This window comes from Pseudomonas sp. LPB4.O (assembly GCF_038383825.1).
Classification (GTDB): Bacteria; Pseudomonadota; Gammaproteobacteria; order Pseudomonadales; family Pseudomonadaceae; genus Aquipseudomonas; species Aquipseudomonas putida.
In genome coordinates this window covers 1,999,586-2,022,859 of the sequence record NZ_CP151298.1, presented here as the reverse complement: position 1 = coordinate 2,022,859, position 23,274 = coordinate 1,999,586, and the positions used below count along the sequence as shown (strand labels likewise).

The 23,274-nt window shown below is 63.2% G+C and carries 24 protein-coding genes and 1 pseudogene; 11 read left to right on the top strand and 14 right to left on the bottom strand.

All coding sequences use genetic code 11. The features are described from left to right. Nucleotides 1-5 precede the first annotated feature (5 nt). The 4 genes from MRBLPB4O_RS09180 to MRBLPB4O_RS09165 all read left to right on the top strand — a co-directional run bounded on the left by MRBLPB4O_RS09180 (nt 6) and on the right by MRBLPB4O_RS09165 (nt 4,889). Entirely contained in the window at nt 6-1,541 is a 1,536-nt protein-coding gene (locus MRBLPB4O_RS09180; RefSeq protein WP_341798157.1) for an inactive transglutaminase family protein, read from the top strand. After that, the gene (locus MRBLPB4O_RS09175) at nt 1,541-2,521 is read left to right on the top strand and encodes an alpha-L-glutamate ligase-like protein (RefSeq protein WP_016500536.1); all 981 of its coding nucleotides are present in this window, start codon (nt 1,541-1,543) and stop codon (nt 2,519-2,521) included. The genes MRBLPB4O_RS09180 and MRBLPB4O_RS09175 overlap by 1 nt, the downstream gene beginning before the upstream one ends. A gap of 210 nt (nt 2,522-2,731) precedes the next feature. Further along, a complete protein-coding gene (pabB, locus tag MRBLPB4O_RS09170) occupies nt 2,732-4,075 on the top strand; it encodes an aminodeoxychorismate synthase component I (protein ID WP_341798156.1) in 1,344 nt (447 codons plus the stop codon). A gap of 79 nt (nt 4,076-4,154) precedes the next feature. Continuing rightward, a complete protein-coding gene (locus MRBLPB4O_RS09165; RefSeq protein ID WP_016500538.1) occupies nt 4,155-4,889 on the top strand; it encodes a phosphoadenylyl-sulfate reductase in 735 nt (244 codons plus the stop codon). 123 nt (nt 4,890-5,012) lie between these two features. On the opposite strand, the gene cysB is transcribed toward MRBLPB4O_RS09165, so the two are convergent. The 3 genes and pseudogenes from cysB to MRBLPB4O_RS09150 form a co-directional block, all read right to left on the bottom strand. Continuing rightward, the gene (gene cysB / locus MRBLPB4O_RS09160) at nt 5,013-5,987 is read right to left on the bottom strand and encodes an HTH-type transcriptional regulator CysB (protein ID WP_016485905.1); all 975 of its coding nucleotides are present in this window, start codon (nt 5,985-5,987) and stop codon (nt 5,013-5,015) included. 128 nt (nt 5,988-6,115) lie between these two features. After that, nucleotides 6,116-6,613 (bottom strand): universal stress protein, encoded by a 498-nt coding sequence (locus MRBLPB4O_RS09155; protein ID WP_341798155.1) that lies wholly within the window; start codon nt 6,611-6,613, stop codon nt 6,116-6,118. A gap of 138 nt (nt 6,614-6,751) precedes the next feature. Beyond that, nucleotides 6,752-7,216 (bottom strand): annotated as a pseudogene (locus MRBLPB4O_RS09150) (ketopantoate reductase C-terminal domain-containing protein). Between the two features lie 233 nt (nt 7,217-7,449). Here MRBLPB4O_RS09150 and MRBLPB4O_RS09145 point away from each other — a divergent pair. Beyond that, nucleotides 7,450-8,526, top strand: coding sequence for a 3-deoxy-7-phosphoheptulonate synthase (locus MRBLPB4O_RS09145; RefSeq protein ID WP_341798154.1), 1,077 nt, complete (start codon nt 7,450-7,452; stop codon nt 8,524-8,526). A 138-nt stretch (nt 8,527-8,664) separates the two neighbouring features. Here MRBLPB4O_RS09145 and MRBLPB4O_RS09140 read toward each other — a convergent pair whose 3' ends face one another. Next, nucleotides 8,665-8,946, bottom strand: coding sequence for a GNAT family N-acetyltransferase (locus MRBLPB4O_RS09140; protein WP_016500542.1), 282 nt, complete (start codon nt 8,944-8,946; stop codon nt 8,665-8,667). Between the two features lie 508 nt (nt 8,947-9,454). Here MRBLPB4O_RS09140 and oprI point away from each other — a divergent pair. Next, nucleotides 9,455-9,706: an outer membrane lipoprotei OprI gene (gene oprI, locus MRBLPB4O_RS09135; RefSeq protein ID WP_003259780.1), complete on the top strand. Its 252-nt coding sequence runs from the start codon at nt 9,455-9,457 to the stop codon at nt 9,704-9,706. Nucleotides 9,707-9,838: 132 nt separating this feature from the next. On the opposite strand, the gene MRBLPB4O_RS09130 is transcribed toward oprI, so the two are convergent. The 3 genes from MRBLPB4O_RS09130 to MRBLPB4O_RS09120 all read right to left on the bottom strand — a co-directional run bounded on the left by MRBLPB4O_RS09130 (nt 9,839) and on the right by MRBLPB4O_RS09120 (nt 11,884). Then, on the bottom strand, nt 9,839-10,816 hold the full coding sequence (locus MRBLPB4O_RS09130) for a L,D-transpeptidase family protein (protein ID WP_016500543.1): 978 nt from the start codon (nt 10,814-10,816) through the stop codon (nt 9,839-9,841). Between the two features lie 113 nt (nt 10,817-10,929). Further along, entirely contained in the window at nt 10,930-11,220 is a 291-nt protein-coding gene (locus MRBLPB4O_RS09125) for a hypothetical protein (RefSeq protein ID WP_016485900.1), read from the bottom strand. Nucleotides 11,221-11,278: 58 nt separating this feature from the next. After that, the gene (locus MRBLPB4O_RS09120) at nt 11,279-11,884 is read right to left on the bottom strand and encodes an arylesterase (RefSeq protein WP_341798153.1); all 606 of its coding nucleotides are present in this window, start codon (nt 11,882-11,884) and stop codon (nt 11,279-11,281) included. Nucleotides 11,885-11,894: 10 nt separating this feature from the next. Here MRBLPB4O_RS09120 and MRBLPB4O_RS09115 point away from each other — a divergent pair, with 10 nt between their 5' ends. Together MRBLPB4O_RS09115 and MRBLPB4O_RS09110 are read left to right on the top strand one after the other, a co-directional pair. Continuing rightward, a complete protein-coding gene (locus tag MRBLPB4O_RS09115; RefSeq protein ID WP_016500545.1) occupies nt 11,895-12,578 on the top strand; it encodes an ABC transporter ATP-binding protein in 684 nt (227 codons plus the stop codon). After that, on the top strand, nt 12,578-15,085 hold the full coding sequence (locus MRBLPB4O_RS09110) for an FtsX-like permease family protein (RefSeq protein ID WP_341798152.1): 2,508 nt from the start codon (nt 12,578-12,580) through the stop codon (nt 15,083-15,085). Before MRBLPB4O_RS09115 ends, MRBLPB4O_RS09110 begins: the two co-directional genes overlap by 1 nt. A 64-nt stretch (nt 15,086-15,149) precedes the next feature. On the opposite strand, the gene greB is transcribed toward MRBLPB4O_RS09110, so the two are convergent. The 4 genes from greB to MRBLPB4O_RS09090 all read right to left on the bottom strand — a co-directional run bounded on the left by greB (nt 15,150) and on the right by MRBLPB4O_RS09090 (nt 18,147). Further along, nucleotides 15,150-15,623: a transcription elongation factor GreB gene (greB, locus tag MRBLPB4O_RS09105; protein WP_341798151.1), complete on the bottom strand. Its 474-nt coding sequence runs from the start codon at nt 15,621-15,623 to the stop codon at nt 15,150-15,152. 11 nt (nt 15,624-15,634) lie between these two features. Next, nucleotides 15,635-15,943 (bottom strand): hypothetical protein, encoded by a 309-nt coding sequence (locus tag MRBLPB4O_RS09100; RefSeq protein WP_341798150.1) that lies wholly within the window; start codon nt 15,941-15,943, stop codon nt 15,635-15,637. A 246-nt stretch (nt 15,944-16,189) separates the two neighbouring features. Continuing rightward, entirely contained in the window at nt 16,190-16,627 is a 438-nt protein-coding gene (locus MRBLPB4O_RS09095; RefSeq protein WP_016500549.1) for a DoxX family protein, read from the bottom strand. Between the two features lie 113 nt (nt 16,628-16,740). Continuing rightward, nucleotides 16,741-18,147, bottom strand: a complete 1,407-nt coding sequence (locus MRBLPB4O_RS09090; protein WP_341798149.1) for a transglycosylase SLT domain-containing protein — start codon at nt 18,145-18,147, stop codon at nt 16,741-16,743. A gap of 156 nt (nt 18,148-18,303) precedes the next feature. Between MRBLPB4O_RS09090 and MRBLPB4O_RS09085 the strand changes: the two genes are divergently transcribed. From MRBLPB4O_RS09085 to MRBLPB4O_RS09075, 3 genes are all read left to right on the top strand, one after another. Then, nucleotides 18,304-19,101 (top strand): TatD family hydrolase, encoded by a 798-nt coding sequence (locus MRBLPB4O_RS09085; RefSeq protein ID WP_341798148.1) that lies wholly within the window; start codon nt 18,304-18,306, stop codon nt 19,099-19,101. Between the two features lie 109 nt (nt 19,102-19,210). Then, nucleotides 19,211-20,689, top strand: a complete 1,479-nt coding sequence (locus tag MRBLPB4O_RS09080) for a methyl-accepting chemotaxis protein (RefSeq protein ID WP_341798147.1) — start codon at nt 19,211-19,213, stop codon at nt 20,687-20,689. A gap of 75 nt (nt 20,690-20,764) precedes the next feature. Beyond that, the gene (locus tag MRBLPB4O_RS09075; RefSeq protein ID WP_016500553.1) at nt 20,765-21,133 is read left to right on the top strand and encodes an Mpo1-like protein; all 369 of its coding nucleotides are present in this window, start codon (nt 20,765-20,767) and stop codon (nt 21,131-21,133) included. Nucleotides 21,134-21,268: 135 nt separating this feature from the next. On the opposite strand, the gene MRBLPB4O_RS09070 is transcribed toward MRBLPB4O_RS09075, so the two are convergent. From MRBLPB4O_RS09070 to MRBLPB4O_RS09060, 3 genes are all read right to left on the bottom strand, one after another. After that, a complete protein-coding gene (locus MRBLPB4O_RS09070; protein ID WP_341798146.1) occupies nt 21,269-22,066 on the bottom strand; it encodes a thioesterase family protein in 798 nt (265 codons plus the stop codon). Between the two features lie 88 nt (nt 22,067-22,154). Next, a complete protein-coding gene (locus MRBLPB4O_RS09065; RefSeq protein ID WP_341798145.1) occupies nt 22,155-22,922 on the bottom strand; it encodes a CHAD domain-containing protein in 768 nt (255 codons plus the stop codon). A 14-nt stretch (nt 22,923-22,936) separates the two neighbouring features. After that, nucleotides 22,937-23,215: a lipoprotein gene (locus tag MRBLPB4O_RS09060; protein WP_003250254.1), complete on the bottom strand. Its 279-nt coding sequence runs from the start codon at nt 23,213-23,215 to the stop codon at nt 22,937-22,939. Between the last annotated feature and the right edge of the window lie 59 nt (nt 23,216-23,274).

Here is a 23,274-nt window from a genome sequence, read left to right as displayed (position 1 = left end):
TTCCGATGCGCTCTCTTACCCTCCATCTGAAAGTCCTGATCACCGTACTGGTGCTACTGGGTGTGGCGGTCACGGCTTACCAGATCTTCTTCCTCGGCATCCCGGTGACCGAGGATGAAACCGACGACCTGTGGAACATCGACGCCAAGGTCGAGTTCGTGGCCAGCACCAAGGACCCGGTCAAGGTGCAGATGTTCGTGCCACCGCTGAACCGCGACTATGTCAGCCTCAACGAGAGCTTCATCTCCAACAACTACGGGGTGAGCGTCAACCGTGCCGACGGTAACCGCAAGGTCACCTGGTCGGCCCGCCGCGCCAGCGGCAACCAGACCCTCTACTACCGCCTGGTGCTGACCAAGCGCTACAGCAACGAGAAGACCACGGTCAAAGGCCCGACCTTCCGTGACAGCCTGGCTATCGAAGGCCCCGAGAAGATCGCCGCCGAAGCCCTGATGGCGCCGATTCGCCAGCACTCTGCCGACGTAGAGACCTTCGTCAGCGAGACCATCAAGCGGGTCAACAACCTCAACGACGACAACGTCAAGCTGCTGCTGGCCGGCGACACCTCGCCGATGAAGAAAGCCCAGATCATCGACCTGCTGCTGTCGATCGCCCACGTACCGATGGAAAAGGTGCACACCATCCGCCTGGTGGCCGACACCCCGCAAACCCCGGAGCTGTGGTTGCGCAGCTTCAACGGTAACGACTGGCTGTACTTCAACCCGGACACCGGCGAGCAAGGCCTGCCCAGCGACCGCCTGCTGTGGTGGACCGGTGACGACAACCTGATCACCGTCGATGGCGGCAAGAAGGCCAACGTCACCTTCAGCATGAACAACAGCGAGATGAACGCCATCCGCCTGGCCAAGCTGACCGACGAGAACACCGACGCCGACTTCCTCGAGTACTCGCTGTACAGCCTGCCGCTGCAGACCCAGCAAACCTTCATGATCATGGTCATGATCCCTATCGGCGTGCTGGTGATCCTGGTGCTGCGCAACCTGGTCGGCCTGCAGACCCTGGGTACCTTCACCCCCGTGCTGATCGCCCTGGCCTTCCGCGAGACCCAACTGGGCTTTGGCATCGTGCTGTTCACGGTGATTACCGCGCTTGGCCTGTCGTTACGCTCGTACCTGGAACACCTCAAGCTGCAAATGTTGCCACGCCTGTCGGTGGTGCTGACCTTCGTCGTGGTGCTGATCGCCGCCATCAGCCTGTTCAGCCACAAGCTGGGCCTTGAGCGCGGGCTGTCGGTGGCATTGTTCCCGATGGTGATCCTGACCATGACCATCGAGCGCCTGTCGATCACCTGGGAAGAACGTGGCGGTGGCCATGCCATGAAAGTGGCCATCGGCACCCTGTTTGCAGCCTCTTTGGCGCACCTGCTGATGATGGTGCCGGAGCTGGTGTACTTCGTGTTCACGTTCCCGGCCGTACTGCTGATCCTGGTGGGCTTCATGCTGGCGATGGGCCGCTACCGTGGCTACCGCCTGACCGAACTCGTGCGCTTCAAGGCATTCCTGAAGAAGGCTGACGCCTGATGTTTGGCCTGATCAAGACGTGGAAAGCCCTGGAGGCCCGGGGCATCATGGGTATCAACCGGCGCAACGCGGACTACGTGTTGAAGTACAACAAGCGCAGCTTGTACCCGATCGTCGACGACAAGATCATCACCAAGGAGCGCGCCCTGGCGGCCGGTATCCATGTGCCGGAAATGTACGGCATCATCGAAACCGAGAAAGAAATCGACAAGCTCGACCAGATCATTGGCGGGCGCAGCGATTTCGTCATCAAGCCGGCGCAAGGCGCCGGCGGTGACGGCATCCTGGTGATCGCCGACCGCTTCGAGGACCGCTACCGCACGGTGTCGGGCAAGATCATCAGCCATGAGGAAATCGAACACCAGATTTCGAGCATCCTCACCGGCCTGTACTCGCTGGGCGGCCACCGCGACCGCGCGCTGATCGAGTACCGGGTTACCCCCGACCAGATCTTCAAAAGCATCAGCTACGAAGGCGTGCCGGACATCCGCATCATCGTGCTGATGGGGTACCCGGTAATGGCCATGCTGCGCCTGCCGACCCGCCAGTCGGGCGGCAAGGCCAACCTGCACCAGGGTGCCATCGGCGTGGGCGTTGACCTGGCCACCGGCGTGACCTTGCGCGGTACCTGGCTGAACAACATCATCAGCAAGCACCCGGACACCACCAATGCGGTGGATGGCGTGCAGCTGCCGAACTGGGACGGCTTCATGAAGCTGGCCGCCGGCTGCTATGAACTGTGCGGGCTGGGCTACATCGGCGTGGACATGGTGCTGGACCAGGAAAAAGGCCCGCTGATTCTCGAGCTCAACGCCCGCCCGGGCCTTAACATCCAGATTGCCAACGACTGCGGTCTGACCCAGCGCACCCACGCCATTGAGGCGCATATCGAAGCGCTGGCCAAGGATGGCATTACCGAAGATGCCGAACAGCGGGTTCGGGTAGCTCAGGGTTTGTTCGGGCACGTGCCTAACCGCTGAATTGCCGGGGGCTGCCTTGCAGCCCATTCGCAGCACAAGGCTGCTCCTACAGAATACTGCGCAGGCTTACAGGGCTGCGTTTCACCTGTAGGAGCAGCCTTGTGCTGCGAATGGGCCAAACACACTGGCGAATGTCGCGCCCAGTGCTAGGCGCTTTTCCTACACAGGTCTACAATCGCCCTCCTCGCTTTTACATCGCCGTCCACACTGATGCCGACCTGTACGCTTTACCCCCTGCCCTACCAGCCTGACCCAGCCGCCTATTTCGCCCGCTTGCGCCAGGCCCCCGGCGCGATCCTGCTCGACAGCGCCCGCCCCGGCGCCGAACGCGGCCGCTTCGACCTGCTCAGCGCCTGGCCGCTGCAACAGCTGCAAGCGCACCCCGATGAAGAAGGCAGCGCCTTCCTCCAGCGCCTGCGCGACGGCCTGGCCCACCTGGGCCATGCACAACTGCCCGAAGGCAGCGAGCTACCCTTCGCCGGTGGCCTGATCGGCTACCTGAGCTACGATTTCGGTCGCCGCCTGGAACACCTGCCAAGCCTGGCCGTGGACGACCTCGGCCTGCCCGACGCGCAACTGGGGCTATATGCCTGGGCACTGGTCAGCGACCATGTGCACGGCACCAGCCAGCTGGTGTTCCACCCAAGCCTGGCCAGCAGTGAACGCGAACGCCTGATCACGCTTTTCGAAGGCGCCTGCGACACTGCAAGCGGCGACTTCAAGCTGCTCGCGCCGATGGCCGGTGACCTGCAGCCCGACCAGTACCGGGCCGCCTTCGACCAGGTACAGCGCTACATCCAGGCCGGCGACTGCTACCAGATCAACCTTACCCAGCGCTTTCGCGCGCCCTGCCAGGGCGACCCCTGGCGCGCCTATCAGGCCCTGCGCCAAGCTTGCCCGACGCCGTTTTCCGGCTACCAGCAACTGGCCGATGGCAGTGCCTTGCTCAGCTTCTCCCCGGAGCGCTTCGTCCGCGTCAGCCAGGGGCAGGTGGAAACCCGGCCAATCAAGGGCACTCGCCCGCGCGCCAGCGACCCGATTGAAGACAAGCGCAATGCCGAGGAGCTGCTGCACAGCCCCAAGGACCGCTCGGAAAACCTCATGATCGTCGACCTACTGCGCAACGACCTGGGGCGTACCTGCAAGATCGGTTCTGTGAAGGTACCGGAGCTGTTCAGCCTGGAGAGCTACCCCAACGTCCACCACCTGGTCAGCAGCATCACCGGCCAGCTGGCCAGCGACAAGGATGCCCTGGACCTGATCGGCGACAGCTTCCCCGGCGGCTCGATCACCGGGGCGCCGAAGATTCGCGCCATGCAGATCATCGACGAGCTGGAGCCTGCACGCCGGGCGCTTTACTGCGGCTCGCTGCTGTATGTGGATGTGCGCGGCGAGATGGACAGCTCGATTGCCATTCGCAGCCTGCTGGTCAAGGACGGCCAGGTCAGTTGCTGGGGCGGCGGTGCGGTGGTGGCCGACTCCGAATGGCAGGCCGAATATGAAGAGTCGATCGCCAAAGTGCGGGTGTTGATGCAGACCTTGCAGGGCTTGTGAGTCCGTCTAGCCCGCGTTTTTTTGTTACCATCACCTTACTACGAGCGCACAGCGCCACAGCCAAGATGGAAACCGCCTGATGAGCCAACCCTTCGACGTCGCCGCCCTGGCCGCGACCTACGCCAACAAGTCCCCGCAGGACATTCTCAAGCTCGCCTTCGAGCATTTTGGTGATGACCTGTGGATCTCCTTCAGCGGCGCCGAGGACGTGGTGCTGGTCGACATGGCCTGGAAGCTGAACAAGCAGGTCAAGGTGTTCAGCCTCGACACCGGCCGCCTGCACCCGGAGACCTACCGGTTCATCGACCAGGTGCGCGAGCAGTACAACCTGCCGATTGAACTGCTCAGCCCCGACCGTGCCAAACTCGACCCGTTCGTCAAGGAAAAGGGCCTGTTCAGCTTCTACAAGGACGGCCACGGCGAGTGCTGCGGTATTCGCAAGATCGAGCCGCTGCGTCGCAAGCTGGCCACCGTGAGCGCCTGGGCCACCGGCCAGCGCCGCGACCAGAGCCCAGGCACCCGCAGCCAGGTGGCGGCACTGGAAATCGACAGCGCCTTCTCCACGCCCGAGCGCACCCTGTACAAGTTCAACCCGCTGGCGCAGATGAGCAGTGAAGAGGTGTGGGGTTATATCCGCATGCTTGAGCTGCCATATAACAGCCTGCATGAGCGCGGCTTCATCAGCATCGGCTGCGAGCCATGCACCCGTCCGGTGCTGCCGAACCAGCATGAGCGTGAAGGGCGTTGGTGGTGGGAAGAGTCGACGCAAAAGGAATGCGGGCTGCACGCCGGCAACCTGATCAGCAAGGCTTGAGATAGCCGGGGCTGCTTTGCAGCCCTATCACGACACAAGGCCGCTCCTACATGAGATCGCATCCCCTGTAGGAGCGGCCTTGTGCCGCGAAAGAGCCGCAAAGCGGCCCCGCACAATTGCGGATCAGTGCACCGGCAGTTCAACGCCTGCGAACAGTTCTTCAAGCTCTTGCTTGTTATGGCACTGAATGGCCTTGGCCATCACTTCGCGGGTCAGGTGCGGGGCGAACTTCTCGATGAAGTCGCACATGAAGCCGCGCAGGAAGGTGCCACGACGGAAGCCGATCTTGGTAATGCTGGCTTCGAACAGCTCGCTGGCATCCAGGGCCACCAGGTCATTGTCGAGTTTGGCGTCCACGGCCATACCCGCGACGATACCCACGCCCAGCCCCAGGCGCACATAGGTCTTGATCACGTCGGCGTCTGCTGCGGTGAACACCACTTTTGGCGTAAGGCCACGGTGGTTGAAGGCTTCGTCCAGCTTCGAGCGCCCGGTAAAACCGAACACATAGGTAACGATCGGGTATTCGGCAACCGCTTCCAGGGTCAGTTTCGGCAGCTTGGCCAGCGGGTGACCTTGTGGCACCACCACGCAGCGGTTCCACTTGTAGCACGGCATCATGATCAGGTCGCCGAACAGCTCCAGCGCCTCGGTGGCGATGGCGAAGTCGACCGTACCGTCCGCAGCCATCTCGGCAATCTGCATGGGCGAACCCTGGTGCATGTGCAGGGACACTTCCGGGTACTGCTTGATGAAGCTGCTGATCACCGGCGGCAAGGCATAGCGCGCCTGGGTGTGGGTGGTGGCAATGGACAGCGTACCCTTCTTCTCGTTGGAGAACTCCTGGGCAATCTGCTTGATGCTTTCGACCTTGCGCAGGATTTCGCCGGCAGTATTGATGATGCGCTCACCGGCCGGGGTGACACGGGTGAGGTGCTTGCCGCTGCGAGCAAAGACTTCAACACCCAGTTCATCTTCGAGCAGGCGGATCTGCTTGCTGATACCTGGCTGGGAGGTATACAGGCTCTGCGCCGTCGCGGAGACGTTGAGGTCATGGTGCGCCACTTCCCAGATGTAGCGCAGTTGTTGAAGCTTCATAGGTTTCCCTCGGTTCAGCGATGAGTCCGCGGCAGCAGGCAGCGACGATATATAACTATATTAGTGGTTCTGGAAATAAATCTAGAACTATTTTGTTACGTACCCTCGGAAAAAGCAGACGCTCCACTTCATATTTTCCTACGCCCCAGATGCTGCGCCAAAGGCACCATGTACACCGGCACCGGCGACAGTTGCAGCAGTCGCACTGCCGTGCGCCCCAAGGGCACATCCACGCCGGCGCCGGCGCTGTGGCTGCCGAAAATCAACAGGTCGACGCTAAGCCGCTGCGCCTGGTCAAGGATCACCTGCGCCGGATCGCCCTGGCGTACCCGCACCGCCTTGATCACCGCAAGGTCGGCCTCCTCGCCCAGCTCATCGCGGAAGTTTTCCAGCACGCGCTGCTCGATGTTGGCCATCACCGCGTTCACCCCCTGGCTATGCAACTGGTCGAGCGTCTGCTCATCGAGGTAGCTTTGCAGGAGGGATTCGGCGAACTGGCCCATTGGCTCCACGGCGTGAATGACATACAACTCGGCATTGAACGTGCGCGCCAAGGCCAGCGCGTGCTGCATCACAAAAGGGGCGTAGACACCGAGGTCGGTGGCGTACAGCATGGAGCGGATCATTCGACCTCCTCGACTGCCGCAACGGCAGAGCAAGCTTCAGCTTAGCAGCGCGCCGAACGCACGCTTTGCCGTCCGGCGCGCTGCCGGCGTGGCCTGCAGGCCCGCGCAAAAAAAGCAACGCCAAGGTCAAAGCCGCCGTCAGCAGGGCCGATCTCTGGTGTCGAGGAAACTCATGGCCTGGTACAGGGTTCCCATGCCCGGCAAGCTGCAGCCTGCCATACGCGCACGCGCCAGCGGCTCTGCATAGATAGCCTGCAGCTCCAGCGGGCGCATGAGGGCATAGTCGTGAAACATGCTTGGCCAATAGTCAGGCATGCGCTCGGTCATCTGGAACAAGTGCTCGGCATACCCCTCGGGTAACACATGCCCACAGGCGGCAGCGCCTTGCACACCTCGGCCATCAGGGCCTGGATCAGTTCACGGTCATGGCTGCTTGCCATCAGCCCGGCGGTGCCTTCGCCCAGCAATACCGACAGACCGTTGGACGGACTCGCTGCGCAGCAGAAAATGCACGTCGAAACCAGCCCGGGCCAGCATCAAGCCATAGAAGCCTCCAATAGCTCCGCTGCCAATGATGCCGATGCGTGGTGCGCGCGGATGCATGCCGATTTCCAGGTCAAGGTCAGCTTTCTTTTTACACAGCTTGCACACTGCCAGCTAGCCCATGCACGCCAAAGTGCCACAACAGCAGGGAAAACAGCATGCTGACGCGACTTCAGCCCATTGTCGCGCCACCCGTAACGCGCTAAGGTTCGGCTCCCCGCTGCGATTATTCTTGCTGCTGGGCCGCACGGGGACAGTTGGCGGCCGGCACCCGTGACCTGACGAGTAACACGATGGCTGATTTACCGATCGATGACTTGAACGTTGCCTCCAACGAGACCCTGATCACCCCCGATCAGCTCAAGAAGGAAATCCCCCTCAGCGCCAAGGCCCTGCAGACCGTGACTGCCGGCCGTGAAGTGGTGCGCAATATTCTCGATGGCAAGGACCATCGCCTGTTCGTCGTAGTCGGCCCTTGCTCCATCCACGACATCAAGGCCGCCCACGAATACGCCGAGCGCCTGAAGGTGCTGGCCGCCGAAGTGTCCGATACGCTGTACCTGGTCATGCGTGTGTACTTCGAAAAGCCACGCACCACCGTCGGCTGGAAAGGCCTGATCAACGACCCGTACCTGGATGACTCGTTCAAGATCCAGGATGGCCTGCACATTGGCCGCCAGCTGCTGCTGGACCTGGCCGAAATGGGCCTGCCGACCGCTACCGAAGCGCTTGACCCGATTTCCCCGCAATACCTGCAGGACCTGATCAGCTGGTCGGCCATCGGCGCTCGCACCACCGAATCGCAGACCCACCGCGAAATGGCCTCGGGCCTGTCCTCGGCGGTCGGCTTCAAGAACGGCACTGACGGCGGCCTGACCGTTGCCATCAACGCCCTGCAGTCGGTGTCCAAGCCACACCGCTTCCTCGGTATCAACCAGGAAGGTGGCGTGTCCATCGTCACCACCAAGGGCAACCCGTACGGCCACGTGGTACTGCGCGGCGGCAACGGCAAGCCGAACTACGACTCGGTCAGCGTCGCCCTGTGCGAGCAGGACCTGGCCAAAGCCAAGATCAAGGCCAACATCATGGTCGATTGCAGCCACGCCAACTCCAACAAGGACCCGGCCCTGCAACCGCTGGTCATGGAGAACGTTGCCAACCAGATCCTCGAAGGCAACCAGTCGATCATTGGCCTGATGGTGGAAAGCCACCTGAACTGGGGCTGCCAGTCGATTCCGAAAGACCTGAACGAATTGCAGTACGGCGTCTCGGTCACCGACTCGTGCATCGACTGGTCCGCGACCGAGAAAACCTTGCGCAGCATGCATGCCAAGCTCAAGGATGTGCTGCCGCAGCGTAAGCGCGGCTGATTGATATAAAAAAGCGGGGCCGCTTCGCGCCCCATTCGCGGCACAAGGCCGCTCCTACAGGGATATGCGATCTCCTGTAGGAGCGGCCTTGTGCCGCGAATGGGGCGCGAAGCGGCCCCCGTTTTTTTATGTAAAGCGTCAGGCCTTGCTCGAATGCCGCTGCTGGCGCTCCATGTAGCGTTCCACATATGAGCAGGACGGAATCACCGTGTAGCCCATCTGTTCAGCGTACTCCAGCGCCCGCTCGGTCAAAGCGGCAGCAATCCCGCGGCCCCGCAAGGCGTTGGGCACGAAGGTGCGATAGATGTCCAGCGTCTGCTTGCCCAGATCCATGTACGTCAGATAGGCACGATGACCGTCCACGGTGGTCTCGAACTGATGACCGGCCTGGTCATGGTGGATGGTCAGCGCTTCGCTCATCACTACTCCTCGCAGGTCTTCTCGGCAGACCCATACCTTAACCGATGGTGGTTTATCCGGCGCTAAATCCTCTACGCCACCTGTTGCCCCTTCGACCTCTGGACGATTGTAATCGTTCGGATCCTGTGGCACTCACAAGATAGTAGGCGCCGCAAATGGGATTGCTCAAGGTGGCAGCGGCGAAAAATGGCGAAAATGCTGAGAAAGCGACTCTTCCCTGCTACCTTCAACAGCCGCCGGATGTTGTAGGGCTTAAGACGTCGAAGGACAGTTAAAGTCACCGTTAGTTCAACAAAAAAGTTCCGGCACTACAATCGCTTGCGAACCCTGCACGTTTTTTTCACACGCACGTCGCAAATCTTGTCGGCGTGGCGCCAAGCCACATTTTTTTTGCAGTTCTTGCGCTCAGTCAGTTTACTTACTACAAGTAATGGGTACTATGTACGCCGGCCAGTTTCTCTTTCCTGAGAGATGGCTATTTAATAGAAAGTCCTTGAAGGGGAACACGATGAACAACGTTCTGAAATTCTCTGCTCTGGCTCTGGCCGCAGTTCTGGCTACCGGTTGCAGCAGCGTATCCAAAGAAACCGAAGCTCGTCTGACTGCGACTGAAGACGCAGCAGCTCGCGCTCAAGCTCGTGCTGACGAAGCCTACCGTAAGGCTGACGACGCACTGGCAGCCGCTCAGAAGGCTCAGCAGACCGCTGACGAAGCCAACGAGCGCGCTCTGCGTATGCTGGACAAAGCCAGCCGCAAGTAATAATCCTCGCGGATTGTTAAGAAGCCGACCCACTTGTGGGTCGGCTTTTTTATTGCCTGCCAGCAAGGTAAATGCGCCAGGCAGTAACGAAAAGGCCCGCACTAAGGCGGGCCGTGATGTGTCGCAATTACCTTACTGCAGTTCTGGCGGAATGCTCGACACCATAGGTGCGCTACCCTGGTTCTCGACCGGCACGGCAATTTCTACCGGCATGCCATCTTCTGCGGCCACCACGTCACGCACCATGTCCCAGTTCATACGCAGGTTATTGGCCAGGTCTTCACGCTTGAGCAAGGCGTTGATAACGGCGGTGTGTTTATCGACTACCGACGGGTTACCCTGGTCATCCAGGGGCGTGTGCGCTTCCAGATAGACCTTGCCGCCGCTGATACCGAACTTGTAAGGCTCGTTGATGATGCGCACCGGCGTACCCACCGGCACCATCTTCGACAGTTCCAGCACGTTGTTGTTGAGCATGCGGAAGCAGCCGTGGCTGGTACGCATGCCAATGCCGAACTTCTTGTTCGAACCGTGGATCAGGTAGCCCGGCACGCCCAAGGTGAACTTGAACGGCCCCAGCGGGTTGTCCGGGCCAGCCGGCACTACGGTCGGCAGGATGTCACCGTCCGCCGCGTGCTCTTTGCGGATCGAAGCAGGTGGCGTCCAGGTCGGGTTCGGCGTCTTGGCGGTGATCTTGGTATTGGCGATCGGCGACCCCCAACCCTCACGACCAATCCCTAGCGGGAAGGTATGTACCACGTTCTGCCCTTTCGGGAAGTAGTACAGGCGGTACTCGGCCAGGTTGATGACGATGCCTTCGCGCGGGCCAGGCGGCAGCACGTAGCGGGTCGGCAGGATGATCTCGGTGCCAGCGCCCGGCAGCCAAGGGTCGACGCCCGGGTTGGCGGCAATCATTTCCAGGTAGCCGAGGTCGTTGGCGGTGCCGATGTCGGCGAACGTGTCCTCGTACTTTGCCTTGATCACATGCACCTGACCGACGATGTCTTCACCGGGCGGTGGCAGTGGCAGCTCCAGCGCAGCAGCGGGGCCCGCTACCAGCAGGGCGGCCAGGGACAGGCTACGGGTGACGGCAGGAAAGCGCGGCAACATCCGGTAAATCCTTCGAAAGGTGGGTCAAGAGGATCGATTGTACACCCGCGCCGATGCAAGCGGGAGGCATTGGCGCGATGCAAGCGTTTCAGATGATGAAAGGTGCTTGCCGTTCAGCTCGCCTGCAGCTCTGGCCAGACCGGGCGCATGCCGCGCCGCTGGGCATCGAGGATGGCTCGGCACAAGTCACACAGCCGGCTATCGCGGTAGATCGCGCGCGGCACGCCCGACCAGCGCGGCTGCGCCGGCAGCAGGCCGCCGCACAAGGTACGGTCGACCGGCACGCCCAGCTCAAGCTGGCGGGCCACCAGGTGGACGCGGATTTCCTGGCAGGCGAACAGGTCGAGCTGCTCATCGGGCTCGATCAGTTGATAGGCATACAGGGACCAGGCAGGGCGCGGCATCGGGGGCACTCGAAACGGGGGGCGCAACATTAGCCGAAAGCCCGCCCCGTTTAAAGCGTCACAGCAAGGGTTTTATCATCGGCCAGGCATTTTCCAGCAGGCGCTGCTGGGCACCTTGGGCCGGATGGATGCCATCGGCCTGCATCAACTCAGGCACGCCCCCTACCCCTTCGAGGAAAAACGGCACCAACGGCACCTGTTTGTCCGCAGCCAGCTGTTCATACACCTTGGCAAAAGCGGTGGTGTAGCGCACCCCGTAATTGGGCGGCAGGCGCATGCCCAGCAACACCACCTTGGCACCGGCCTGGCGTGCCCCCTCAATCATCGAGGCAAGATTTTGTTGCAATTGCGCGGGCGGTTGCCCACGCAGGCCATCGTTGCCGCCCAGCTCCAGCACCACCAAGCTCGGTTTATGCGCTGCAAGCAGCGCCGGCAGCCGCGCCTGGCCACCTGCGCTGGTGTCGCCGCTGATCGAGGCATTGACCACTTTGTCGTCGAAACCTTCGTCCTTGAGGCGGGTCTGCAACAGAGTGACCCAACCCTGGCGGCTATCCAGGCCAAAACCGGCGCTGATACTATCGCCAACAACCAGCAGTGTTCCCGCCGCCGCGCTCTGGGCCAGGCAATACAGGGCCAGACCGGCACTCAACCACCACACTCGCATCGGATTCTCCATGGGCCCCAACATACTCGTTGCGCAGAACCTTAGCAAAGTGGTCCCCAGCGCGGAAGGTGACCTGACGATCCTCCACGCGCTCTCCCTCGAACTGGCCAAAGGCGACAGCCTGGCCATCGTCGGCGCCTCGGGCTCAGGCAAGTCGACCCTGCTCGGTCTGCTCGCCGGCCTCGACCTGCCCAGTGCCGGCAAGGTCATCCTCGCCGGCAACGACCTGGGGCCACTGGATGAAGACCAGCGCGCCCGGGTACGCGCCGAACATGTGGGTTTCGTGTTCCAGTCATTCCAGTTGCTCGACAGCCTCAATGCGCTGGAAAACGTCATGCTGCCACTGGAGCTGGACGGCCGCCGCGATGCCCGCGAGCAGGCGCGCTCCCTGCTGGAGCGGGTCGGCCTCGGCAAGCGCCTGAGCCACACCCCACGCCAACTGTCGGGCGGCGAACAGCAGCGGGTAGCCATCGCCCGCGCCTTCGCCGCACAACCTGCGGTGTTGTTTGCCGACGAGCCCACCGGCAACCTCGACAGCCACACGGGTGAGCGCATCAGCGACTTGCTGTTTGACTTGAACAAGGAGCGCGGTACCACCCTGGTGCTGGTCACCCATGACGAACGCCTGGCCCGGCGCTGTCGCCGCCAGATCCGCCTGGACGCGGGGCGCCTGGTGGCGCCGGTGGAGGCTTGATGAAGCATATGCCGTTGTCCCGCCTGTGCGGCCTGGCCCTGCGCCAGTTGCTGCGCGACATTCGCGCCAGCGAAGTGCGCGTGCTGTTCTTTGCCCTGCTGGTAGCAGTGGCCGCCAGCACCGCCATCGGCTATTTCGGCGCCCGCCTGAACGGCGCCATGCAACTGCGCGCCAGCGAATTCCTGGGTGCCGACCTGGTGCTGCAGGGGAGCGCCCCCGCCCGCGAGCAGCAGATCGATACCGGCACCGCACTTGGCTTGCGTCACGCGCAGGTGGTCGAGTTCACCAGTGTGGTGGGCGGCGACAACGGCATCCAGCTGTCCAGCGTCAAGGCCGCCGACAGCGCCTACCCATTGCGCGGGCAAGTACGCAGCGCGCCGGCGCCCTATGCCGAGGAAACACCTGGCGGCGGCCCGGCACCTGGCGAGGCGTGGGTCGAGCCCCGCCTGTTGGCGGCGCTGGGGCTGGCGATTGGCGACAGCATCGACGTAGGCATGAAAACCCTGCGCATGAGCCGTGTGCTGACCTACGAACCGGACCGCGCCAACAACTTCTACAGCCTCACCCCGCGGGTGATGATGAACCTGGCCGACCTGGAGGCCACCGGTGTAATCCAGCCGGGCAGCCGGGTCACCTACCGCGACCTGTGGCGCGGCGATGCCGGGGCGCTGGCCCAATACCGCCAGGGCGTGGAAAAAGACCTGGCCGCCAACCAGCGCCTGCGCGACACCCGCGATGGCAACCAGCAGATCGGCGGCGCCCTGGGCAAGGCCGAACGCTACCTGAACATGGCCAGTCTGGTGGCGGTGCTGCTGGCCGGGGTCGCCGTGGCCTTGTCGGCCAGCCGTTATGCCGCACGTCGTCTGGATGCCAGCGCACTACTGCGCTGCCTGGGTCTCTCGCGCCGCCAGGCACTGGGCCTGTATTGCCTGCAACTGGCCATGCTCGGCCTGGTTGCCGCCATTGCCGGGGCGCTGCTCGGGTGGCTGGCACAACTGGGCCTGTTCCGCCTGCTGCACGGCCTGCTGCCAAGCGTGGTGCCGGCAGGCGGCATCATCCCGGCCCTGGCCGGCATCGGCACCGGGTTGGTTGCACTAGCCGGCTTCGCCCTGCCACCCATTGCCGCCCTGGGCCAGGTCCCGCCACTGCGGGTACTGCGCCGTGATCTGTTGCCGATACCGCCCAGCAGTTGGTTGGTGTACGGCGCCGCTCTGTTTGCCCTTGGCCTGATCATGTGGCGCCTGAGCCTCGATCTGTTGCTCACCTTCGCCCTGCTCGGGGGCGGCCTGGTCGCCGCATTACTGCTCGGCGGCTTGCTATTGCTCGGCTTGCGCAGCCTCCGCCAGCTGCTGGCCGGGGCGCCACTGGCCTGGCGCCTGGGGCTGGGCCAGTTGCTGCGCCACCCCACGGCCGCCGCCGGCCAGGCCTTGGCCTTCGGCCTGATCCTGCTAGCCATGGCGTTGGTCGCCCTGCTACGCGCAGAACTGCTCGACACCTGGCAAGCTCAGTTACCTAAGGATGCGCCCAACCATTTCGCCCTGAACATCCTGCCGGATGATCGTGAGCCGTTCGCTCAACGCCTGCATCAGGTCAACGCCACTTCAGCGCCTTTGTACCCGGTAACGCCGGGGCGCCTGGTGCAAATCAACGAGCAACCGGTACAGCAAATCGTCAGCAAGGACACGGCAGGTGAGCGCGCCGTGCAGCGCGACCTCAGCCTGACCTGGGCCGCCGAGCTGCCCGAAGGCAATGCACTGACCGCAGGCAACTGGTGGCAAGCCTTGCCCGGCAGCGACGAAATCCCCGGTGTATCGGTGGAGGCGGAGCTGGCCAGCAGCCTGAAACTGAAAATGGGCGACCTGCTAACCTTCGAAATCGGCGGCCAGCAACGCCAGGCCCGAGTCAGCAGCCTGCGCAGCGTGCACTGGGACAGCTTCCAGCCAAACTTCTACATGATCTTCCAGCCCGGCACACTGCAGGGGCTGCCGACCACCTACCTGACCAGCTTCTACCTGGCGCCGGGCCACGACCTGGACGTGGTGGCGCTGTCACGGGCATTCCCGGCGGTGACCATCCTGCAGGTGGATGCCTTGCTCGACCAGCTCCGCAGCATCCTCGCCCAGGTGACCCTGGCGGTGGAGTATGTGCTGCTCTTCGTACTGGCCGCCGGGCTGGCGGTGTTGTTTGCCGGCCTGCAGTCAACGCTGGACGAACGCATCCGCCAGGGTGCCTTGCTGCGTGCGCTGGGGGCGGCGCGGCCATTGCTGGTCAAGGCACGGCGTATCGAGTTCGGCTTGCTGGGGGCGGCCAGCGGGTTGTTGGCCGCAGTGGGCTGTGAGCTGATTACCCTGGTGCTGTACCGCTATGCCTTCGACTTGCAGTGGAGCCCGCACCCGTGGCTGCTGGCGCTGCCGCTGATGGGGGCGCTGCTGGTGGGCGGTGCAGGGGTGCTGGGGACGCGGCGGGCGCTGAATGCCAGCCCGTTGGCGGTGTTGCGCGAGGGTTGAGGGTTACCTGCACCGGCCCCTTCGCGGGCATGCCCGCGAAGGGGCCGGCAAAGACAACATCAACTTACCGGCCGTAAGTGATGCCCTTCACATACCAGGTCGCTTCACCGGTAGGTGTGTGCACCACCACCTCATCGCCCTCCTCCTTCTTGAGCAAGGCCCGCGCCATGGGCGAGTCGATCGAGATGTAATCGTTGCGCCCGTAGATCTCGTCATAGCCGACAATGCGAAACTTCATGGTCTCGCCATCGTCATTCTCGATCTCGACCCAGGCACCAAAAAACACCTTGCCTTCCTGTTGCGGCGAGTAGGCCACCACCCTCACATCTTCAAGCCGCTTGCGCAGGTAACGCACCCGGCGGTCGATTTCGCGCAGCAGCTTCTTGTTGTACTGGTAGTCGGCATTTTCGCTGCGGTCGCCCAGTGACGCCGCCCAGGCAACCTTCTGGGTGATCTCCGGGCGATAGACGCGCCACAGGTGCTCCAGCTCTTTCTTCAGCGCCTCATGGCCTTCCGTGGTGATGATGTTGGTACTCAACAGCGCACTCCTCAGCGGCGGGTAATCAGGCCTTGGCGCGCGATGCGGGTGAGGTGGCCAATGACTTCGGCGGCCTCGTCCGGCGCCGGGGCCTGGATAACGGCCAGGTCGAAACGGTCATTGCCGTATTGCGCCAGGTGGCAGCCGATATCGACGAACTGGATCAGGAAGGCACGCGCCTGGCCCCTGCGACGGGACAGGCCTTCGAGGTGACGCAAAAGGGTGGGCTGATGCTGGCCGCCGAGCAGAATGCGCGGTGTGCGGGCCGCCTGGCTGGCTGGCAAAGGGCTCAAACAGACACTGGTACGTGGACAACTCATGGAGCTTCTCTCCGCCTCGCGAATCCCGCTGGGCAGCGGTGGGAGGCGTCACCGAACCAGCGCTTTAGCGGTATTTCGGTGGGCCCGGAGGGGGCTTTCCTGCGCCCCGCAAGTAGCTGTTTAAATCGGCGCAGGCGGTATGCTAGAGCGATGAGCTACAAGTTGCAAGCTAGAAGCCGCAAGCAAAAGCAGGCCGAGTACCGGCCCGCTCTTGCTTGCGGCTTGCAGTTCACTGCTTGCAGCTGTTTACCGGGCGATCAGGCGGTCCAGCGAAAAGCGGCCAGCGCCTTCGATCATGACGGCAACGGTGCCGGCCAGCAGCGCCAGGGCGAACTCGTAGCCGTTGTTTGACATGAACAGGCCGTTGCCGATGTGCACGGAGAGGATCGCCACCACCAGCGTTACGCTCAGCGCCAGGGCCGCCGGGCGAGCCAGCAAGCCGACCACCAGTGCCAGGCCGCCGAAGAATTCGGCGCTACCGGACAACAGGGCCATCAGGTAGCCCGGGGCCAGGCCGATGCTTTCCATCCACTGGCCGGTACCTTCCAGGCCATAACCGCCGAACAGGCCGAACAGTTTTTGCGCGCCGTGCGCCATGAAGATGATGCCGACCAGGATGCGGATAACGCTGAGACCGGCGCCGGCGCGGGTGGAGAACAGGGCGTTGAGGGTAGTGTTGTTCATGTCGAAGCGTCCTTGAAGCGAAGAAGTTGTGTTGGGATGGACGCCATCATAATCAATTCGATAGATATGAAAATCGTAAAAAACCCAACATAACAATCGATATAATCGATTTATCAGCGCTTTGCCACACGCTCCAGCGCAGCCCGCTCGCGGTTGAACGCCAAAAAGTACTTGTTGACACTGTTGACGAAGTTGACCGGCCCCATGCCCACCTGCTCCATGGCGATGCGTTCGGTCTGGAAGAACCACTGGTCCCCGTTGAGGCCGCGCCGCCGGGCTTCGGAGCGCATCGCCTGGACGCGTTCGGGGCCGAGGTTGTAGGCCGCCAGCGTAAAAGCCATGCGCTCGCGCTCGTTGATCTTGGCGCTGGCGAAGAACTTGCGCCGGATCAGCGCCAGGTAGCGGGCGCTGGCCTGCACATTGCCATCCACCGTGGCGGTGTTGCTCACTCCCACGCGCTGGGCGGCCGAAGGGGTAATCTGCATCAGACCATGGGCGCCTCCCGTGCCGCGTGCAGCCGGGTTCAGCGTCGACTCCTTGAAGGCCAGGGCGGCCAGGTTGAGCCAGTCGATCTGCTGCGCCTGGCCATGCTTCTGCAGCACCGCCCGCACCGAGGCCAGGCGCTGGCGGTCCTTGCTGGCCAACGGGTTGTGCACCCGGTACTGGCGCCGGTAGATACGCTCGAAGGCGGCATCCTGGTTGTCTGGTGCGCGGTAACCTTGCAGGAAGTGATCGACCGTGGCCAACAATTGCGGCGCATCACGCCCCACATACCAGCGCATGGCTTGCGGCGCCCCCAGGCGTACCCGACTGTCCAGGCGCAGGCGCGGCATGACCCGCGCCCAGCGCCGGGCAATGGGCTGCTCAACCACCGTCAGGTGGTAGATGCCAGCCTGCACCATCTCCAGTACATCCTCCACCGCCAGCGTCGAGTCGACCCACTCCACCTTGATCGGCGGACGCTTGCGCAGTGCCAGTTGCTGGTTAGCCTGCTGGATCAGCGGTCCGGCGGCACTGGCGCTGGTCAAGGCCACGGTCCGCCCGGACAGCTGCTCGACCTTGCTGAAGCTTCGCTCGCCTTTGCGCCCGACCAGCATCAACGGCACCTGGTCGAGTATCGGCGCACTGCTGCCCATGCCGCGCACCGTGCTGGGGTCAAGCAGCTCGCCCGGCGCAGCCAGGTCGCCCTCGCCGCGGGCCAGAGCGCCCAGCAACTGCTCCTTGGCTCGCGGTATGAGCTTTAGCTGGATCCGCTGGTCATCGGCGGCACGCGCATTGAGATAATGCTCCAACGCCCGCAGGCGGTAATACTCGATGCCGACCGGCTCGCCCTTGACCTCGCCAGAGCTGTTGCGGCTCTGGTTGACCAGCACCCGCAGCACTTTGCTGGTACGAATCTGCTGCAGGTCACGCACCTTGGCGGGCGGTATGTTCTGCTGCGGCCCCGGCGCGCGCGCCTGTGCCGGGCCGGTCAGGGTCAGCCCGAGCGTCAGCAGGAAAACAAGCCAGCATCGCAGCATGCAAAACGTGTCCGTGGTGGTTGGGCGGCATCCATGGACTGCACCGCCAAGTGAGAAATGACGATAAAAGACCACGGTAACAGCATGAAGTTCTTGGTTTTTCAGAAAAAACGCGGATTTTGCTATGCTGGCCGCCCCGCGGCACGAGATAGCACCATGCAACTGATCGATATCGGCGTCAACCTGACCAACAGCAGTTTCCACGATCAACAGGAGGCAATCGTTGAGCGCGCCCTTGAGGCCGGGGTGACGCAAATGGTGCTGACAGGCACCAGCCTGGCAGTCAGCGAACAGGCGCTGGAGCTGTGCCAGCAGTTGGACGCCAGCGGTGCGCACCTGTTCGCCACTGCAGGCGTGCACCCCCACGATGCCAAGGCCTGGGATGCTGGCAGCGAGCGCCAGCTGCGCCAGCTGTTGAATGAACCACGCGTGCGCGCCGTGGGCGAATGCGGCCTGGATTTCAACCGTGACTTCTCCCCTCGCCCACTCCAGGAACAAGCCCTGGAAGCCCAGTTGGCACTGGCCGCAGAGCTGCGCCTGCCGGTGTTCCTGCACGAGCGAGACGCCAGCGAGCGCTTGCTGGCGATTCTCAAGCATTACCGCGACCATCTGACCGGCGCGGTGGTGCACTGCTTTACCGGCGAGCGCGAGGCACTGTTCGCCTACCTGGACATGGACCTGCACATCGGCATCACCGGCTGGATCTGCGACGAGCGCCGTGGCACCCACCTGCACCCGCTGGTGGGCAACATCGCCGAAGGGCGGTTGATGCTGGAGAGCGATGCACCCTACCTGCTGCCACGCAGCCTGCGGCCCAAGCCGAAGAGCGGGCGCAACGAGCCGGCGTTTCTGCCGGAAGTGTTGCGCGAAGTGGCGCTGCATCGGGGCGAATCAGCCGAGCATACGGCGGCGCATACCACCGCGACGGCGCGGGCGTTCTTCCAGCTCCCTTGAGCCCTGCACGCTGGCTGTTGATATGGGTCAACATCTAGCTGAGCGAGTGCAGGCACAATGATGGCACCTTGCCAAAATTGTTTCCGCTCAACTCAGAGAAGACCTGCCCATGGGTGCCTGGCTTAGCAATGTTTCCCTGAAGTACAAATTCTGGGCCGTCAATGCGGTGGCCTTTGTCACGACCCTGCTGCTGGTGCTCTATGCCGTGCACCTGGAGCAACGCGCCCGCGCCGAAGCGGCGCAGGCGCAGGCGGCAGCGCAAGCCCAGCTGCTGGCTGCCTGGCCTGCCGGGCAAGCACTGCCGCGCCCGGACAACGTCATCAGCTGGTCGGCCGGGCAAACGCCGGCTTTCGCCGGCGAGGCGCTCGATAGCCTGCGCAACGCCCAGGGCTGGGTGGAGCTACCAAGCGCCTGGATCCTCGGCGAAAACCCGCTGCGCGGGGCGCAGGTAGTGCGCCACGGCGACCAACAGGTGGCCGTGCTCGCCCAGTCGCCAAGCCTGCGCCAGGTATTCTTCGAGCGCTTCAGCAACTACGCGGTATGTGTGCTGGTCCTGATGCTGGCCATGCTCGGCGCCTCGCAATTGCTGATCCGCTTCCTGCTCAGCCAGCTCAATACCCTGAAGGATGTGATGCTGCACGTGGAAAGGACCGGCGACCTGGCGGCCCGTGTGCCGCTGGCCTGCGGCGACGAGGTCGGCCAGATGGCCGGGGCCTTCAATGCCATGCAGGCCACCTACCACCGCGTGGTCAGCACCGTCGCCCACACCGCTGCACAGTTGGACTCGGGCGCCGCACGCCTGGCTGCCAGCATGAACAACGTACGCACCGGCATGCTCGGCCAGCAGAGCGAGACTGACCAGGCCGCCACCGCCATCAACGAAATGTCAGCGACGGTGCACCACATTGCCCAGCATGCCGGTGCCACCCGTGACCTGTCACAAACCGCCGACACCTTGGCCGGCAGCGGCAAAGAGGTGGTCAGCCGGGTGCAGGATTCGATCTCCGGGCTGTCCAGCGGTGTGCAGCAAACCGCCGAAATGATTCGCCAACTGGCCGAAGACAGCCAGAAGATCAACAGCGTGGTCGGTGTAATCCACAGCATCGCCGAGCAGACCAACCTGCTGGCGCTCAACGCCGCCATCGAAGCGGCGCGCGCCGGAGATCTGGGCCGCGGCTTTGCGGTAGTAGCCGATGAGGTGCGCAACCTGGCCAAGCGCGTGCAAACCTCTACCGACGAAATCACCACCATGGTCTCTGCCCTGCAATCAGGCACCCGCGATGCAGTGGAATTCATGCAGGAAAGCTCGTACAAGGCCGACGATTGCGTCCGCCAGGCCCAGGAGGCCGGCGAGGCGCTGGCGGAGATTACCGGTGCTGTGGCGCAGATGCGCGAAAGCAATACCCAGATTGCCGTGGCGGCCGAGCAGCAAAGCCAGGTGGCCGAGGAAATGAACCGCGCCGTGGTCAGCATCCGCGATGTCACCGAACAGACCGTGCAACAGACAGTGGGCTCGGCAACCACCAGTAGCGAACTGGCGACCCTGGCCGGCGAACTGAACAGGGCCATTGGCCAGCTCAAGCTATAGTCACCATAGCCAGCCTCGATTGGCCCCCGCCCGGGGGCCGCACTAAGCTTTGAGCATGACCGAGAGGAAATGCCCATGAGCAAACGCCTGCCCAACCTGCCCGCCTGGCAATGGCGCGGCTACCACAATAACCATCGCCACCCGGCCAATCTGGTGCTGCACCTGATTGCCGTGCCGCTGTTCATTCTCGGCGCGCTGCTGATTCTGTCGGGGCTGTTCGGCCTGGACCTGGGCCAGATTGCCGTTGGCGTGATCGCCCTGATTGCCGGCCTTGGCTTACAGCGCCATGGTCATCGCCTGGAGGCCGAACAACCTGAGCCGTTCGCCAATCGCCAGGATGCCGTGCAACGTTTGCTGACGGAGCAGTTCATTACCTTTCCGCGCTTTGTGCTGAGTGGGGCCTGGTGGAAGGCCTGGCGGGAGCGGCACAAACACCGCCATTGATGCCATGGGGCTGCTTTGCAGCCCAATCGCGACGCAAGGCCGCTCCCACAGGAATCACGCGCAATCTGAAAATTGCGAGATCCTTGCGGGAGCGGCCTTGTGTCGCGAAAGGAGCGCGCAGCGCTCCCAGATTGATCAGGCAAACACAGTGACGGTCTGTCGGCTCAGGGCCAGCAACTCGCCCTCTGCCGTCCACAACGCCGCAGCAGCATGCCCATAACCCTCCCGCGCATGCTCGGTCTCCACGCAGTACCGGCACCAGTCCAGGGTCGACAGCTTCGCCGTGGGCTGGATGAACTCGATGGTCCAGGTCAGGGTGCTGCCCGCTGCGGGCTGCTTGAGAAACGGCATCAGGCTCGGCGGCCAGGCATCGACCAGCGCCAGCAAATGCGACTCATTGACCTGCTCTTCAGCTACATCCCGCAAGCGCACCCAGCCGCCCATCCTGCGCGACTGATTGCCACTGAACGGCAACCCTCCCACCGCCCAGCGCAAGGCCACGTGCCGCATGAACTCCGGGGTAACGCCTTTGATATACGGTAACTCGGGAGCAGCGTCGTCGAGTGCTGGCATTTCCATCGCCGGTGACGCGGGCACGTCGACCACCGAAGGCCGGCCCGCACCGAAATTGCCCTGCACCAGGGTCACCACCTGGCCATCCTGGACAGCGCGGCCTAGCAAGGTGCTGACCGACTTGCCTTCACGCAATACCTCCACCTCGAAACGGATTGGTACATCTGCAGCCGCAGGGGCGACGAAGCTGATGGCCAGCGAGCGCACAGGGCGGCTGTCGGAGAGTTTCAGGCGCATGGCCTCATAAACCATGGCCGCCATCAGCCCGCCAAAGGCAGCGCGGCCCTGGGCCCAGCCAGGCGGAATGCTGACGGCATCCGGGTTGGCCCGCACGGCGTCGAGCAGTTGGTTGAAGTTCATTGGCTGGCTCCTGCCCGCAGTGAAAAGGTCTGCCCATCGTAGCTAGCAAACCCCGGGCGATCAGCCCGCATATCGGTCAATTGTCGGGCTAGCGACGCGCCAGCACCTGCAGCAGGGCATCCAGCGTCACATCCGACTTGCGCTCGGCCTCGTGCAGCTCCTGCTCCCACGCGACTTTGCAGGGGGCCAGGTCAGCATGCTCGCGTGCCTGCAGCAACCACTGCAGGCGGTCATGCCATTTGCCCAGGTCGCCCTGTGCCTTTTTCAGCAGGCGCTGCAGTTTCTTCCCGGCGTGGTCGAGTTGTGGGTAGGCCTCGTCGCCATACCGCGCACGCTTGATCAGCAAGCGCAGGCGGTGGCGGTCGTGAGCGGGGTCTTGCAAGGCTTCGTGCAACTTGCGCCATTGCTTGACCAGGCGTTTGTCAATGCGTTTGTCCAGTGACTTGACCAGCCCCTCGCGGCCTGCCGCCCGCAGGAACAACGGAAACGCGTCGACAATCGCCAGCACCCGGGCCAGCTGCGGGCTGGCAGCGACACTGGCAAAGGTCCTGCCACGCCCTTCCAGGCGCCGCTGGCCGGCGGCGGTATAGCCGCGCCCGATCAGCTCGGCTGCCAGCACCTCCCGGTCACGCAGCGGCGTGGTCAGGGTACCCAACGCGCTGGCGGCACCCTCCAGCTGCTCCACGCCAGGCAGCCCGCGCAGCGGCCGCAGCAGGCTGCGCAGGCGCCGCAGGCTGATGCGCAAGTCGTGCAAGGCTTCGCTGTCGGTATCGGCAGCCAGGCGTTCGCGGCAGGCCATCAGGCGCACCTGCAAGGCCAGTATCTGGGCTACTACATGGTCTAGCATGGCAGACATACGACGCTCCTTGGTCAGCGCCCGGCGCGCGACTCACGAATGTAGAAGCGCGCCTTTTCGGCTTTGCGCGTACAGCTCTCGTAACCTTCGAACTGCTGCTGGGTCTTGGCCCCGGTCAGCAGCGACAAGGCCTTGGAGTAACTCACTGCACCGGCAAAGCCTTCGGCCTTGGCCAGGTCCAGTTCCTTCCAGGCGGCATCCAGCTGGGTCGCGCAGCTGTCACGGTAGGCCGTCTTGCCCGCGCAGCCAGCAAGGGCCAAGGCAATCAGTGGAAGGCAGATCCAGGCTTTCATCGGTAATACCTCAATGGAAAAAACAGTGGCTGTTCGACGCCCCGGCAGCTGAAAAGTGC